The organism is Tissierella sp. P1, assembly GCF_002266425.1.
Lineage (GTDB): Bacteria > Bacillota > Clostridia > Tissierellales > Tissierellaceae > Tissierella > Tissierella carlieri.
This window is the reverse complement of sequence record NZ_NPMN01000033.1, coordinates 25,759-39,455: the sequence shown is the minus strand read 5'-3', so window position 1 is coordinate 39,455 and position 13,697 is coordinate 25,759. Positions and strand designations below refer to the sequence as shown.

At 32.4% G+C, this 13,697-nt stretch carries 24 protein-coding genes; 1 reads left to right on the top strand and 23 read right to left on the bottom strand.

Going from position 1 to position 13,697, the window contains the following annotated elements:
- Positions 1 to 999: 999 nt before the first annotated feature.
- The 13 genes from CIW83_RS18520 to CIW83_RS18470 all read right to left on the bottom strand — a co-directional run bounded on the left by CIW83_RS18520 (position 1,000) and on the right by CIW83_RS18470 (position 7,929).
- The gene (locus CIW83_RS18520) at positions 1,000 to 1,290 is read right to left on the bottom strand and encodes a hypothetical protein (RefSeq protein ID WP_094903956.1); all 291 of its coding nucleotides are present in this window, start codon (positions 1,288 to 1,290) and stop codon (positions 1,000 to 1,002) included.
- Entirely contained in the window at positions 1,290 to 1,997 is a 708-nt protein-coding gene (locus CIW83_RS18515; RefSeq protein ID WP_094903955.1) for an N-acetylmuramoyl-L-alanine amidase, read from the bottom strand. The genes CIW83_RS18520 and CIW83_RS18515 overlap by 1 nt, the downstream gene beginning before the upstream one ends.
- 4 nt (positions 1,998 to 2,001) lie before the next feature.
- Complete coding sequence (locus tag CIW83_RS18510) at positions 2,002 to 2,223, bottom strand: hypothetical protein (protein ID WP_094903954.1); 222 nt, start codon at positions 2,221 to 2,223, stop codon at positions 2,002 to 2,004.
- A 70-nt stretch (positions 2,224 to 2,293) separates the two neighbouring features.
- Complete coding sequence (locus tag CIW83_RS24550; RefSeq protein WP_255374523.1) at positions 2,294 to 2,425, bottom strand: CD1375 family protein; 132 nt, start codon at positions 2,423 to 2,425, stop codon at positions 2,294 to 2,296.
- A 26-nt stretch (positions 2,426 to 2,451) separates the two neighbouring features.
- The gene (locus tag CIW83_RS24545) at positions 2,452 to 2,580 is read right to left on the bottom strand and encodes a hypothetical protein (RefSeq protein WP_255374521.1); all 129 of its coding nucleotides are present in this window, start codon (positions 2,578 to 2,580) and stop codon (positions 2,452 to 2,454) included.
- Between the two features lies 1 nt (position 2,581).
- Complete coding sequence (locus tag CIW83_RS18505; RefSeq protein ID WP_094903953.1) at positions 2,582 to 2,944, bottom strand: hypothetical protein; 363 nt, start codon at positions 2,942 to 2,944, stop codon at positions 2,582 to 2,584.
- A 12-nt stretch (positions 2,945 to 2,956) separates the two neighbouring features.
- Positions 2,957 to 3,547, bottom strand: coding sequence for a hypothetical protein (locus CIW83_RS18500; RefSeq protein ID WP_094903952.1), 591 nt, complete (start codon positions 3,545 to 3,547; stop codon positions 2,957 to 2,959).
- Positions 3,548 to 4,183, bottom strand: coding sequence for a hypothetical protein (locus CIW83_RS18495; protein WP_094903951.1), 636 nt, complete (start codon positions 4,181 to 4,183; stop codon positions 3,548 to 3,550).
- Complete coding sequence (locus CIW83_RS18490; protein ID WP_094903950.1) at positions 4,183 to 5,268, bottom strand: hypothetical protein; 1,086 nt, start codon at positions 5,266 to 5,268, stop codon at positions 4,183 to 4,185. Before CIW83_RS18490 ends, CIW83_RS18495 begins: the two co-directional genes overlap by 1 nt.
- A complete protein-coding gene (locus CIW83_RS18485) occupies positions 5,268 to 5,486 on the bottom strand; it encodes a hypothetical protein (RefSeq protein ID WP_094903949.1) in 219 nt (72 codons plus the stop codon). Before CIW83_RS18485 ends, CIW83_RS18490 begins: the two co-directional genes overlap by 1 nt.
- Positions 5,476 to 5,667: a hypothetical protein gene (locus tag CIW83_RS18480; RefSeq protein ID WP_094903948.1), complete on the bottom strand. Its 192-nt coding sequence runs from the start codon at positions 5,665 to 5,667 to the stop codon at positions 5,476 to 5,478. Before CIW83_RS18480 ends, CIW83_RS18485 begins: the two co-directional genes overlap by 11 nt.
- A complete protein-coding gene (locus CIW83_RS18475; RefSeq protein ID WP_094903947.1) occupies positions 5,667 to 5,990 on the bottom strand; it encodes a hypothetical protein in 324 nt (107 codons plus the stop codon). Before CIW83_RS18475 ends, CIW83_RS18480 begins: the two co-directional genes overlap by 1 nt.
- A 4-nt stretch (positions 5,991 to 5,994) precedes the next feature.
- Positions 5,995 to 7,929 (bottom strand): hypothetical protein, encoded by a 1,935-nt coding sequence (locus tag CIW83_RS18470; protein WP_094903946.1) that lies wholly within the window; start codon positions 7,927 to 7,929, stop codon positions 5,995 to 5,997.
- A gap of 68 nt (positions 7,930 to 7,997) precedes the next feature.
- Between CIW83_RS18470 and CIW83_RS18465 the strand changes: the two genes are divergently transcribed.
- A complete protein-coding gene (locus CIW83_RS18465) occupies positions 7,998 to 8,204 on the top strand; it encodes a hypothetical protein (protein WP_094903945.1) in 207 nt (68 codons plus the stop codon).
- On the opposite strand, the gene CIW83_RS18460 is transcribed toward CIW83_RS18465, so the two are convergent.
- From CIW83_RS18460 to CIW83_RS18415, 10 genes are all read right to left on the bottom strand, one after another.
- Positions 8,187 to 8,378, bottom strand: coding sequence for a hypothetical protein (locus CIW83_RS18460; protein ID WP_094903944.1), 192 nt, complete (start codon positions 8,376 to 8,378; stop codon positions 8,187 to 8,189). The two genes, CIW83_RS18465 and CIW83_RS18460, sit on opposite strands and share 18 nt — an antisense overlap.
- Positions 8,379 to 8,389: 11 nt before the next feature.
- Entirely contained in the window at positions 8,390 to 8,608 is a 219-nt protein-coding gene (locus tag CIW83_RS18455) for a hypothetical protein (protein ID WP_094903943.1), read from the bottom strand.
- A gap of 12 nt (positions 8,609 to 8,620) precedes the next feature.
- The gene (locus CIW83_RS18450; RefSeq protein WP_094903942.1) at positions 8,621 to 8,977 is read right to left on the bottom strand and encodes a hypothetical protein; all 357 of its coding nucleotides are present in this window, start codon (positions 8,975 to 8,977) and stop codon (positions 8,621 to 8,623) included.
- Positions 8,978 to 8,988: 11 nt separating this feature from the next.
- The gene (locus CIW83_RS18445) at positions 8,989 to 11,046 is read right to left on the bottom strand and encodes a hypothetical protein (RefSeq protein ID WP_143598593.1); all 2,058 of its coding nucleotides are present in this window, start codon (positions 11,044 to 11,046) and stop codon (positions 8,989 to 8,991) included.
- An 8-nt stretch (positions 11,047 to 11,054) separates the two neighbouring features.
- Complete coding sequence (locus CIW83_RS18440; RefSeq protein WP_094903940.1) at positions 11,055 to 11,672, bottom strand: hypothetical protein; 618 nt, start codon at positions 11,670 to 11,672, stop codon at positions 11,055 to 11,057.
- The gene (locus CIW83_RS18435) at positions 11,669 to 11,950 is read right to left on the bottom strand and encodes a hypothetical protein (protein WP_094903939.1); all 282 of its coding nucleotides are present in this window, start codon (positions 11,948 to 11,950) and stop codon (positions 11,669 to 11,671) included. The genes CIW83_RS18440 and CIW83_RS18435 overlap by 4 nt, the downstream gene beginning before the upstream one ends.
- An 85-nt stretch (positions 11,951 to 12,035) precedes the next feature.
- Positions 12,036 to 12,392 (bottom strand): DUF6096 family protein, encoded by a 357-nt coding sequence (locus CIW83_RS18430; protein WP_094903938.1) that lies wholly within the window; start codon positions 12,390 to 12,392, stop codon positions 12,036 to 12,038.
- A 44-nt stretch (positions 12,393 to 12,436) separates the two neighbouring features.
- A complete protein-coding gene (locus tag CIW83_RS18425) occupies positions 12,437 to 12,808 on the bottom strand; it encodes a PH domain-containing protein (RefSeq protein WP_094903937.1) in 372 nt (123 codons plus the stop codon).
- 71 nt (positions 12,809 to 12,879) lie between these two features.
- A complete protein-coding gene (locus tag CIW83_RS18420; protein WP_094903936.1) occupies positions 12,880 to 13,326 on the bottom strand; it encodes a phage tail tube protein in 447 nt (148 codons plus the stop codon).
- 14 nt (positions 13,327 to 13,340) lie between these two features.
- The gene (locus CIW83_RS18415) at positions 13,341 to 13,697 is read right to left on the bottom strand and encodes a hypothetical protein (RefSeq protein WP_094903935.1); all 357 of its coding nucleotides are present in this window, start codon (positions 13,695 to 13,697) and stop codon (positions 13,341 to 13,343) included.

Below are 13,697 nucleotides of genomic sequence, written 5' to 3'. Positions count from 1 at the left end.
GTATCTATTGTATGTTGTTACTGTAGTAATATTAATAATATTTAATAAATATAATATATCATGGATGCTTATATAGTTATAATAAAAGTAATCAAAAGACTAATTGAAAAGAATAAAAAAGAAAAGAATATAGAGGAACAAAAGAAATAGGACCTTAAATGGTCCTTTTCTATTCTATATAACTATTCCATTTTTTACCGCAATCTGAAATGTTACTATAACCCCCAAAACAAAACCTATAACACCTACTGATAATATTATAGCTACATTCCTCCAATTTATTTTATCTCTCATAGAATCATCCCCCTAGGAATATATTCTACAAATAATTTTAAATTCCTTCAAAAATAAAAAAAGACTAGAGATTTCTCCCTAGTCTAGTTGCAAAATGTCGGAAATTAATGAATTATTTTCCATATACATATGTTATAATATTTCCATACCCAAGACACATGGTAGAAAGGTACAAACAAATGACAACGTACGAGATAATATCAACAATTTTCCTAGTTTTAACATTTTGCGTTACATTTACTACATTAATTCTGAAAATAGATCGTAAATAACATTTATTCATAGTCTAACCATTATATGTTAGTTGTATACGTAAATCATTGGTGGTGCTTTATTGCGGTTCTATAGCTTATTAGGCGAGCTATTTTATTCTTAATAGAAATCCCATGTGCGTGATAGGTGGAGCCAACGCATCTTATACAACTAACATCGGTTAGATTTATTTGTCTAGAGCGTATTGACTTACTCGACGTCGAGTGTTATTATTTAGTTACTAGGAAAATGAAAAAGTCATTTGTTGTAGAACCCTTTTTTAAATAACTATTAACTGCCTAAAAAATATGTTATTAATAAGGAGGGATACACTTACAAAGAGAAGACGAAAAAGCTATGAAAGGAATGACTTTTTAACAGATTTAATTAAGAGACACATTCTCATAGAAAAACAACACCTATTTTACAGGTGTTGTTTTTCTGTCTACAATTTTATTTACTTTTCTCTGCTTTAGGATCTACTATCATTTCATAAGTTCCTGTACTTGCTATAGTAATTAGTATTGCATTTATAAAAGTTAATACTACTCCTTCTATACCTTGACCGCTCTTAGCAAATATAAAAGTTAATATTAGGGATATTATAAATGCGTATAGCCTTACTACTCCATCGCTAAACTTCTTTTTTACTATAGACTTAGTAAATTGAACTATAATAGATACTGCAGCTACTAATCCCGCAAACGTTGCTAATACTTCTAAACTCATAAATTCATTAAGCATTATTTATCCTCTCCTTTATAATTTATAGTAACTTTCCCATCCTGCCAGCCTACTTCATATCCTAATCTTTCAAGGAAACGAATAGGTACATGATAGGTTTGGTCTTTTAATATTCCTTCTACTTCAATGTCTTTACCATGTAGATTTATTTTAATTAAATCTTTCTTATCGCTCACAACTTCACTTTCCTTTTTAATTGCTTTGGCTTCATTAATCAAAGTAACCTTATTCAAGCTAGTACCAGGACATGACTTTCCTGCACTGGGGTTGTCTCTATGAAATTTAATATTGTCATATCCGAATTTCTCACCAAACCAATTCATTAGCATTAACATTGACTCCTTTTGCTTACCTTCTAACTCGTCATAACCTAAATCATTAAAAGGCAATTCTCCTATCTTATCAAAGTTACCTAGCATTTCTACTGCCAAGGCTCCTGTATTCCATCCGCTTATTGATGCAGGGGTAATATCAAAAGGTCTACCAGTAACCCAAGTCCCATCGGGCATCAATGTAATATGCTGTCCTATATCAGACCACTTTTTTACATTGACGTGATGATTTCTCATGCTCTCTTGTAATTTTATATGATTCTTTCCGTCAAAATTCCTATGAGTAGGTTTCCAAGTGTGGTGAGTATGAAGTTGTTTAAATTTATATTTCTCTAATTCTTTTAATAATTCTTCAGTGGTAATTATTCTGAACAAAGTATCACCTCAATTCTTCCTCTAAATCTTCAATTCTATGATTTGCCACTTTCATTTTTTCTTCTAATATAAAAGTTCTCTCTATTACTGAATTATGCTTGTCTACCTTTTTTTCCAACTGTTCTAACCTAAAGTTTGTTAATTTACTAGATGCTATTATACCCCCTATAGTTCCTATAGCTGAACCTATTAGTGCCATAATTGCTACTGTAACCTCATTACTCATGTTCTACCTCCCAAGGTTATTAAAGGGCAATAAAAAAAGACTATTGTCTAGTCTATTGCCCTTCTTAGATTTAAATTTCTAATGCTTCTTGTACTGCTTCACGTAAATTAAATAAATTAGGTACTTCTTCATAGGTCATTTTCTCAGCTAATATTAAAATAACATAGCTTCTCACTATAGCTGAATTAGGTTTAAATATCATAATCAACCACTCCTTTATAAATTTTATTATTCTAAACATTGCTCTACAACTTCTCTAAGATTAAAGAGATTAGGTATATCATCAATAGTTTTTATTTCTTTTTGAATCAATAGAACATAACTCTTTACTATTGAACTTTCTTTTGTGAATTGCATATTACATACCTCCTGTCATACTCATTAATAGTTCAATCATTTCTACATTTGCCTGTGCTTGCTCTAATCTTAATTTTTCTGTTTCACTAGGCTCTTGCGGAATAGTTTCTATAACTATATCCTCTACCTTATATTTCTTTATTACCTTATCGGTTAGTATTTCGTACCCATCATCAAGTAAATATTGAGTTTCTTTATCATAGGTAGGTTTTATATCTTCAAGAGGTAGCCAACCCTCATCTAATAATATTTCTAAAGGTAATATATCGTAACCACTTACAGTTGAACCATCTTTGAGTTGCCCTGTCTTAGGTAGACTATGTTTAATTATTTGATTATCTTTAACTTGTACCATTCTTTGCATTTAATCACCTCTTTATTTCTCATATAGGAGTTCTAGGACTGGTCGCCACGCAACATAATTAAAGCTATCACTTGAGCCTCCTCTTCCAAAGTGAGATATAGTATAACCTCTCATAATCCTCTGTTCTGTACTTTGCGATGAAACCTCTTGTACTATCGTTCGTATCGGATTAACATTAAGGTCTGCATCACTATATAATCCCCACTCACCAGTTGTATGTGATTTCACTATTAAATTATCCCACTCGTTATTATATCCACCGCTTGTATTAGCAGGAGAAATATTAGCACCTTGCATCAACCTCAACAAATACACATAATTACCTATCTCAATCATCTTACCGAATACTAAATCTCTTTCGTGTAAATAATCCCACGATATGCTATGTTGTATAGGTTGTTTTGCTATATATAATGTTTTATAGTTACTAGAGAACTTCAACCAAGTAATATCACCTGTTTGCATTGCAGTACCTTGTGTTACTCCTGCTAATGCTCGCAATTCATCTGCTGTGATTATTCCTGTTACTTCTCCGTAAAAGCCCGCTACTATATCGCCATGAGCGAGGATTTGACTACCTACTCCTAAAGGTCTTAATGTCATTTATAACACCTCCAATACAGGTCGCCAGCCTGCCAAACTACCACCTGAAGTAGAGGCGACACCACTCATATAAGTACGACCTTGTCTGAAAACTCTATTAGCTATACCTGACGAATGTACTTCTTGACACAACGTATAACTTCCATTCCCATCTACATATATATCACTATCAGTTAATGCTCCACCGTTAGTAGTATGAAATTTAAAGAATGTGTCATACCATTCTCCACCATTAGCCATTGAGTTATTACTAGTATAATAATGTCTACTACCAGTCATTAATCTACACAAATACATATTAGCATCTATAGATATTACTTTTCCTTTAACTCCATTTTGAGATTGAATGTTATCCCAACTTATTGTGTGCTTAATAGGTCTGCTTGGAATAAATAATATTCTACCTTTATGTGCGAACTTATGAAATGTTACATCTGTGTTTTCTGCATCTAATAGAGTTCCTGCTGTCATTCCCATTAAATTAGTTAATTGAGTATTAGTAACTAGGTTGTTTACAGTTCCAAAATATCCTGCCGACATGTCTCCTAATATTAAGTCTTGATTACCAGGAGAGCCTAAAGGATCATCTTTTTTACTTAATCTAAAACTACACATTCTAATTCTATCAGCTAACATTAGAATGCACCTCCAAAAGAAGCATGCCAAGTAACTCCACCGTCTATAGTATCAAACAGTAAACGGTATGTTTTGTTTGGAGTAGATAAATCTGGAATTTCTCCATTCATCCATTTAACATTTGCAGGAAATGTCATAGCGTATGCTGTAGCACCTTGTATTAAATAAAGTGTAAATGAATGAGATACATCTATACTAGGATTAGATATAGATAATGTAGTAGCACCTTCTAAAGTTAATTTAAATACATTAGATTGCGACAAGTCTACATCAGGAGTTAATCCTGTTAATGTAGTTAGTTTTTCTCTGTAATTTTCTAATGTATCCCCACTTTTATTTAATTTATTGTCATTTAATGCTTTTCCTTGAGAAGCATCTAGTGCCTTTCCTATTTCAGTTTCTTCAAGATTATTTGCTACATCTATTATTGTATCTGTGAATTTTGCATCTGATGGAACATTACTTTCTACAGTAAAACCATTTACCTTTTCGGCATTATCAACAATTCCATTATCATTGGTGTCATAAACACTTTTTAACATATCTCCAATTCCAGAACCATCTTGACCTTTTTTCGCTATCATCAACCAATAAGTTTCATTAGTTGGCGCATTTCCAGCAGATTCCAATATACAAATATAAGAACTTCCTTGGAAAAATACTTTATTTAGAGGTTTGTAAGTTTTAGAATTATTATAATCTTCCCAAACTCTAAACTCACTAATAGTTTCTTGTCGACTTAACTCATTTTCTTCTCTAACACCTTCATTTTCTACCCTTGAAATTTCATTATTATTTCTAATATCTTCATTGGATATTCTAACATCCTCATTGGATTGCCTAGTAATTTCGTTAGATTTTCTAGTTTCTTCATCTATAACAGTTCCAGTCAATTGGTTAAGCTTGTCTAAAATCGGAACAAGGGAAAGTGAATTATTAATACTACCATCTGCATTATACAAAATAACCCTATTAGCTCCACTTCCACCTAGAACAGCCTCGTAACTATCTGTATCAGGATTGAAGTATTGACTAATAGGATTTCCATCTACATCAACTAATATTGGTTTTGTGTTATATGCCATTACTTACTCACCACCTGTATAAGTTCATCTAGTTTATTCGATATTTGGTCGACTAAAGATTGACTTTGTATTTCATTTCCTTGGCTATCTACCATTATTACTCTTAACATACCATTTTCACTTTCTATTACTTCATATCTTTGAGTTTCAGTATTCCAATATTGGGGTACCGGCTTTCCATTAACGTCCTTGATTATTGATTTTGTATTATATGCCATTATCTAACTCACCAACCCTAGCCAAATACTCATTGACATATCTTTCATTTGCTAATATCTCAACTTCACTTCTTATATGTTCTGGTACCTGTTCTAAGCTTCTGCCTTTTGTGTTGTCAATTAAATAGTAGTAGTGTAGAACTGTAAAAGATTGAATCAGTTTTTGAGTTAATATATTCATCATAGCACCCCCTCTAATATAGATAATACTCTTATGGCCATCTCTGCATCTTCAATTTCTTGTATTGAAGGTTTCATGCTCTCTAATATTCTTTCTTCTTCTGATAAAATTTTCCCATGCAACTCCAACTCTTTAAGTTCATAATCTTTAAACATTATCGGAAGTTTGTCTTTTATATAGTATTTATTTATATCTATATCAAAATGTTCTTGAATAATATCTATATCTAAATTTTTAGAATAATGATTTCTGTAAGCATCTATCATATCGTCAGGTGTAATTTTCCTAAATATTATGCCAGTAATTTTATTATATATTAACATGAAATCACTCCCCAATTACAATTAATACAAACCCAGATAAAATATACCTATCAAGTGAAGTTCCGTCATCATAATATTCAACATAATGAATATATGAATTTATATCAATATATGGTGTAGTAGTATTAGTATTTACTGTATTCACTTCGTATATTGTTTCTATCCAATTAACGAGCCTAGATACAGCGCCACCTGTTCTTAAATTTCCAACTCTCCAGTAAGTATTGCCAGCGCCTAAAGATACAGATATATTTCTATTTCTAAAACGAGTGGGTAAATAAACCCTAGTGGTTGATGGACTAGGCTTAAGTTCATTAGATGAATTTTCATAATGTACAAAAATATCATTCAAATAACTAACCATGCCATTGCCATAATTCTTACCAAAACCATTTATATCAGCTTGTGAATAAACATTTCCACCATGACTTATTCTTAATATTCCATTGTCTAAATTAAACCAAGAATTTCCATCTTCACTTGTTAATATTCCAGTTTGAACCATATTAGCAGTTACTATATTAGCAGCTACTAGCATAGCAACGATAGATCCGTCGGCAGTAATAGCTGTAGGCCATGTTAAACCTCCATCACTAGAGTGTCCAAACCCACCAGGCCCCCATTTCCATATTTTAGTAGAATCGGATAACTGTGGGCTATCATGGATAAACTCACCCATGCCAAACCTTGCATAATCAGGGTCACTTTCATATTTTATAGTAGTCTTATATCCACCAAGCATATTTGCCATTAATTCGGTTGCATTCAATTGTGCTTGTTCTAGATTAGTAAGTTTATCTCCTACTTCCTTTTCTACTGCTCTTTTTATCTGTGCTATTTTTCTATTAGTAGAGCCTTTATAACCTTTAGAAATTTCAGGTAGTCCTTTAGCTTCAAGAGTGCTTCTACCTCTGTATTTGTAGATGGATTTAGTTACAAGAGTATTATATTCTTTGCCATCCCTATCTATCTGTGTTATTATATCTCCTGCTTGTATAGCTGGATTACCTTGCCAGTTACTCGTGTAAGGGGTAAATACTGTATTTTTTACATTGTTAAATACATTAGGCAATACAGTCTCATACCCACCTTGCAGAAGTGGATTCTCACTTAAATCTATTGCATAATCTTCACTTCCTGCTAGATATGTTGTATCTTCTACCGTTGCCATAATCCCTTTAATTTGTACTAGATCATCACTTGCCTTAAAGTCGAAACGGTTTGCAGGACCTAATGTTATTCCGCTAGGTTTATACCATTCTAAGGTTATAGCTCCATTTCTATTCGTTTTAGCAAAGCACCCTGCTAATTCTGCTACATATCCTAATACATCTCGGAAAGTCAAATCTCCATCAGGTCTATTTTTTACTACATAGTGCATATTAGAAAATGATGTTGTTCCTGGTAATACATCGCATACATTACAGGCATTTACGTATATTTGATATAGCGTTGCAGGATAAGATAGTTTAGATAGGCTATAAGGCTTATCTAAATTAATCATATTATCTATAGCTTTGAGTTCTATTGAGTTTCTCTGAATATTTACATAGTCAATATTGAAACGTCCTAAAGGAACATACTCCCATTTTTCATCAAATCTAGGCATCTTGGAAGGTTGTGAGGGTTGCAGAAAATGTGCATCCGCTCCCTCTTTTACAAGTAGCCCTATATTGCAGAATACAGTTGCTCTCATGAAATTTATATCTTTATATTCTTCTTTGTTTAATATAGTAAAGGATATATCACTAGCTACTGTACTGCCTATAGTAAATTCCTCTCCTGCTTGAGAGCTTTCTGTATAAATTAAGGTGCCTTGGGCTAACTCTTTATCAGTTATATCCAAGACACCTTTCGAATGTTGTATTTGTATTTTAGTTTCAAACGTTCCACTTCTTTTTTTGATTTTCTCTTGAAAGTCTTGTGATACTGGATACATATATTCACCGCCTTTGTTGTTGAAAATTCCCCCTTATGGTATTATTTACCTAGAAGGGGGTGAATAATATGAACATTAAATGTAATTTTTGTGGTAATAACACCGTGGGAAAAGTGCATACCACCAATGGAGCGACATCCTATGTGCTTACACAAGTAGACACATCTAAGACACCAGCAGAATTCCTTGCTACATCTGGGCTACCTGTAGATGTTTATGGCTGTACAAATTGTAAAGCTGTGTTTTTAAGGTGTGATTCACTTAGAAACAATTAACCCACATTCAATTACATCCGCGGTTAATTGACTTATTTTTTTTGGCTGCTCTTGAATTCTCTCTTCAAGAGTGAATTCGCCCGTTTTTAAATCAAAAACATTTTTACCATCAGAAGAAATTAGCCTATCAATATTTAGGCTTTTTTCTTTTTGTTTTTTATTACCATTCTTCATTTGAATTCCTCCTAAATTGTTATTACTGTTTTACCACTTATCCTATTTTCCTTATTTATATTATCTATAACATTTTCACAAATAACATCTTCACCTATAGTAACAGTTATAACCTTGTAACTATTAGAATCCGCTATGTTCTCCAATACTTCTTTAAGTCCTGTATTTTTATCTAATATATGGTTAATTTTCTTTAATTCATATAATATCTCTTTTAGTATATCTTCCATATTCTCACCTCACTATACCTCTGTCAGATTAACACTAAAGTCCCATCTGATTTTATCAATATCCTCACTATATTTAACCATCTTTTGACTTCTATCACCTGGATACATTATTTTAGTAATCCTTCCTATTTCAGTTATTATAGTAACTTTGAATTCTGGGGGTGAAATTGCACTTTTAATCAACGCTACCTCCGGACTTGTTATACCTTTCCACTTTAGTTCCAATTTATAAATATCACTTCTTACTAAATAAAAGATACCTTCGCCTAATTCGTTTCTATGAGAATCATCTGAATGCAAATTAAAATTAGGTGTATCGTAATCAGAAGGTGCAGGTAAGTCTACACCATCAATACTAATCATAGCCATCTGCATCCCTCCTATACTGTTATAACTGTTTTACCGCTTATACGGTTTTGACGATTTATATTAGATACTACTTTTTCAGTTATAGTGTCTTCTCCTATTTTTACTATAATTGTCGTGTCTCCACTTGAATTTGAATTACCTAATGCCCCACTAATTGCATTAATTATTGAACTTGTATTATCGGCTTTCTGTACTCCGCTTAATGTATTAGCAGTAATATCTACAGCTGCACTAACTTTATAGACATTATCCTCTATACCTTCAGCTAACATATTCATTAAATTAGGCATCCACCTATCGGCATATTTCCCCGGGCCTTCTTTGGCGGGAGAATTAAATTGTAATTTATTAGCTATCGCACCTATGACATTTCCTACTGCATCCTTAACCTTGCCTACCATAGATGTTATCCCATCTACTATATTGCCAATTAAGTTCTTGCCCCAATTAAAAGCATCTTTGATTAATCCATCTATCCAATCCTTAGCAATAATGAAAGGTGACTTAATAGCTTCTACTAGATTATTTTTTATATTAGAAATACCATTTTTTATCTCTGTCCACTTCGTCAAAATATAAGACTTGATATTATCCCATATTTGTTTTAAATTAGTCCATGATTGTTGAATTGGATCTAATATGTGTTTCTTTATGCCTTCCCATATTGTTTTAGCTATATTTTTAATAGGATTCCATATTTTATCTACTAGGAAAGTTTTAATTGCATTCCAAGTGTCTTCTGTTTTTTTCTTTATGCCGTCCCATAACGCAACAAAGAATTCTCCTAATTTACCTTCTTTTATTCCTTTTAGTAGATTCAAGAATTCATCAAGTAGCCAAATTAATCCATCAACTAGCTTTGCTATCCAATCTAGCACAACACCAATAGCCGGAGAAATTTTTTCGACAAACCACATCACGAAAGGAGCAACAAACTCAGTATAAATAAAACCTGCTATCTCAAATATTTTTGCACCTAATTTAATTAAACTTTCAAATAGATGTTGTCCACCTCTATCCCATATCTCTTTAAACCCTTCTGCCACTTTCTTTAATATAGATATACTAGATTCTAAAATTTTCATAAAAGTATTAGCTATATCTTGCCCTACTTCGCCCCATACCTTATTTAACGATTCTCCGATACTTTCAAATATTCCAAGAATTATATTTAATGTATCTGCTATGCCTTGAAGAATCTTTGTTCCTGTGTCATTTGTTTCCCACGCTATTCTAAAACTTTCAGCTATATTTCCTACCAAATCAAATATCTGTGTCAATATTCCTAGGATGTATTCTATCATTTTTTGACCAGTACCATTGTTCCATACTTCTCGCCAACTATTACCTATGCTTTCTATTAATAAAAGTACATTTTGTAAAGCGTTGAAAACACTTTGGATTAATCTTGTTCCATTATCATTATTTTCCCATGCTTTCTTAAATTCAGCAGCTACATCTCCAACTATGTTCAATATTAATTGAAGTAATCTAAGCAGGGATTCCAGTACATCTTTCCCGCTACCGCCAGTCCAAACTTCTTTGAAGCTTTTACCTACGCTTTCCACTACTTCCTTAATGTTTTGAAACGCTCTTTTAATACTATTGATTGTATTTTGTCCTTCAGTATTCCATGCATCTTTAAAAGGTTTGAATAGTTCGGCTAATGTTTTTTTTAATTTTTCAATAGGCCCTTCGTCAATTTCTGTTAAGTCAGGCATTTCCATCTCAAAATCATTAGCTCCGCCAGCGCTACCTTCTTTGTCGGTGTTCACTGTATTGATTTCATCGAAGCTTGCGAGTTGACCTTTTGTTTTTTTAGCAGATGATCCATACCCATCCATAGCTTTCTTAGCAGTCTCTATGCCTTTAGCAGCATCATATGATTGCTTATATGTTTTACCAAATAAAGCAGATGTGAAGTTCGCTATATATGTTGTAAGAGTTGCTAGTCCTCTCATAAGTGCATTGATAGCAGGTAGAATAAAATCATATATAGGTTGAAATGCTACTCTAAGGTTAGTTCTGATGGCGTTAAAAGAATTAGCAAACTGATTATTAGTTTTCAAAGCTCCATTCATATAATTAATAAGCCTCTAATCATTTTATAAATTAAGTTATAAATGAAGATTCTCTTAAGAATCCTCATAAATGACTTATTTAACATATTAGCGAACCCGGCTATTTTCCCAGTTGATTTTTCAGCACTCCTACCAGTTTGCCGGAACTTATCCTTTATCTGTTCAAGTTTATCTTTTAAACTTTTAAATCTATTGTTGGCCTTTTCTGTAGAATTGCCAGCACTATTCATTTTGCTTTCAAGTTCCGATATTTTCCCTACTGTTTTATCTGAGGTAGATATTAAATTGTGCAATCTTGACTCTGTTCTTAATATTTGTTCTTGTAACTTCATTGCCTTTGGGCTATCTTGCCCTAACACACTGAATCTAGAATACTTTCCCCTTAATTCTGCTAGTTTCTTTTGCTGTAACTCTGCTTGAGCGTTTACATTATCTAACTTCTTAATTAGTTGATCATATTGATTTTTCATATTTTGAACATTTTTATTAACAGCAGAACTTGCATCGCTGGAAGACTTTTTAAATCCTTTTAATCTACTCGTAGCTTTGTTTATCCCTTCCCGTAATCCTTCTGTTTTAGCGGTTATCAATACTCTTAATTCTTCTATCGTCAAATGCTCTCACCTCTCTTCTTTTTTAGGTAAGCATATCTATTAACTCTTTCTTTCATAATTTCCCAGTCCTGTTTTTTAGGTTCAGCTTCTTCAGTATCATCAAATATACCTGTTTTCTTAAATGCTTCTTTAGCATTCTTAGGATATTTTTTCGGATCATTTACCGCTACCCCTACTAATTCGCCAATCTTGTAGATAAACATAGCTTGAATTTGAAGATCGTTCTTAAATCTCTTTTGGTATCCTTCTATAGCAGCTATAATCTCCCTATAGGTCATATCCCAATAAAAACTGCATCCACTTCGTTTTCTATGGCTACTGGATACAGCTTTTCAAACAGTTCTGTACAATTATTTATTTGTTCTATTTCTTTTTGGCTTCCTTGAGTTTCGCTTTCCCCTCCTCTAACTGCTCCGCCTTGAAAAAACCAGCCACCTCAAGCACATCTAACATAAGTTCTATTAAATCCTCGAAAGTTCCACCATTTTCTACATAGTCATCATAAATGTCATAAGTATCCGATAAGGTAATCCCGTGATGAAATTTTTGTAAAGCTCCATGTACAACCATTAGCAATTCTTCCATTGAAGGTATTTTATCTTCCTCCATAAATATATTTAATAAATTGCCACCTATTTTTTTCTCTATATTAACAATTTGATTAGCTGCTAACCTTAATTTATATTCTTTATCCCCTACATTGAATTCTGTATATCTCATAATGCTTCCCTCCTAATTTTCAAGTATTAAAAAAGCAACTCCATTTAAGAAGTTGCTTGCATATAACTATTTATAATATTTCTTAGTTTTTCAGGACTCCCTATTCCTTTGTAGATATACCCTGCTCCTGCTGTAGTGATTGTAACATCACCATATCCAAATATTCTACCAAAGAAAGACCTATCCACTCTTACGCTTTGAATATGTTTCATTGGACTATTTTGTATATCTTTTCTTAGTATCCCTTTTTCTCCATAAACCATATTAGGTTCTATAATAATTTTTGTAGTAAGTATCCTAAGTATTTTAATAGGTGTCGTAAACATTCCAACAAATAATGCTATGGCCAAAATATGAGGAATAAGACTAAGCCAACTTAATTTAAAAATATATTTATCTAACGTTTTATTATCCACAAAACCCCTCCCCTGTTAGTATTATATGGTAATTTAAGGATACTATACAAAGGAGGGGAATTCAAGTCCCTTTATTGTGGATTAATATCTACTATATCAGATTGCAAGAACATACTAGCTGTAAATGTTTTAGCAGCATTAACCCCACCCCCACCAACTTTTACGCTTACAAAAGCTTCAAACTCATGTCCGCTTCCATCTGGGTAGTCTAGTTTAAATTTAGCCATTTTATTACCATCTTGTAACTCTTTCAATATCCTATAATTTGATGTGGTAGTGCTATTGTCATACAAAAATACAAAATCTAAATCTCCTAAATCTGAAATACCTGGAATATATTTTTTATTCTTATCTTTTAATGTAGTTACTTCTATCTTTTCAGGATCTCCGCCGACATCCGGTATTTCCATTAATAGTCCAATTTCTTCATAATCTGTCATTGAACCTTCCTTATAGGATAAGGTAGCTTCATTGTAACTTTGTCCTGCATGTAGTTGTAAGTTTAACTTTAAATCCATTAATTTTCACTCCTTTATTGATACATAATCTTAGTTCTATTATTAACTTTACCTTTAAATCTCATTGTCTTGTGCTTTATGCCGCTTGGGTCGGGTATATCCCTCGCAAAATCTCTCTTTAAGCCAATACTATTCATAACATCATTTACTTGCCTTGCAAGTACACCAGTTGATCTATTGTGCCATATATCAATTTGAATTGCTATTTCTGTGTATAATTCCTCTTTGATTTTGTAGGCATCTGTATTGGTTAATTCATAAAAAGAAATATAGGGTAAATTCTCAAAGCTTTCAGGATAACTATCCGATACATTATCTTCTCCTACTATTTCCTCTAATAATTCATTTATTTTGGGTTTTATATCATACAT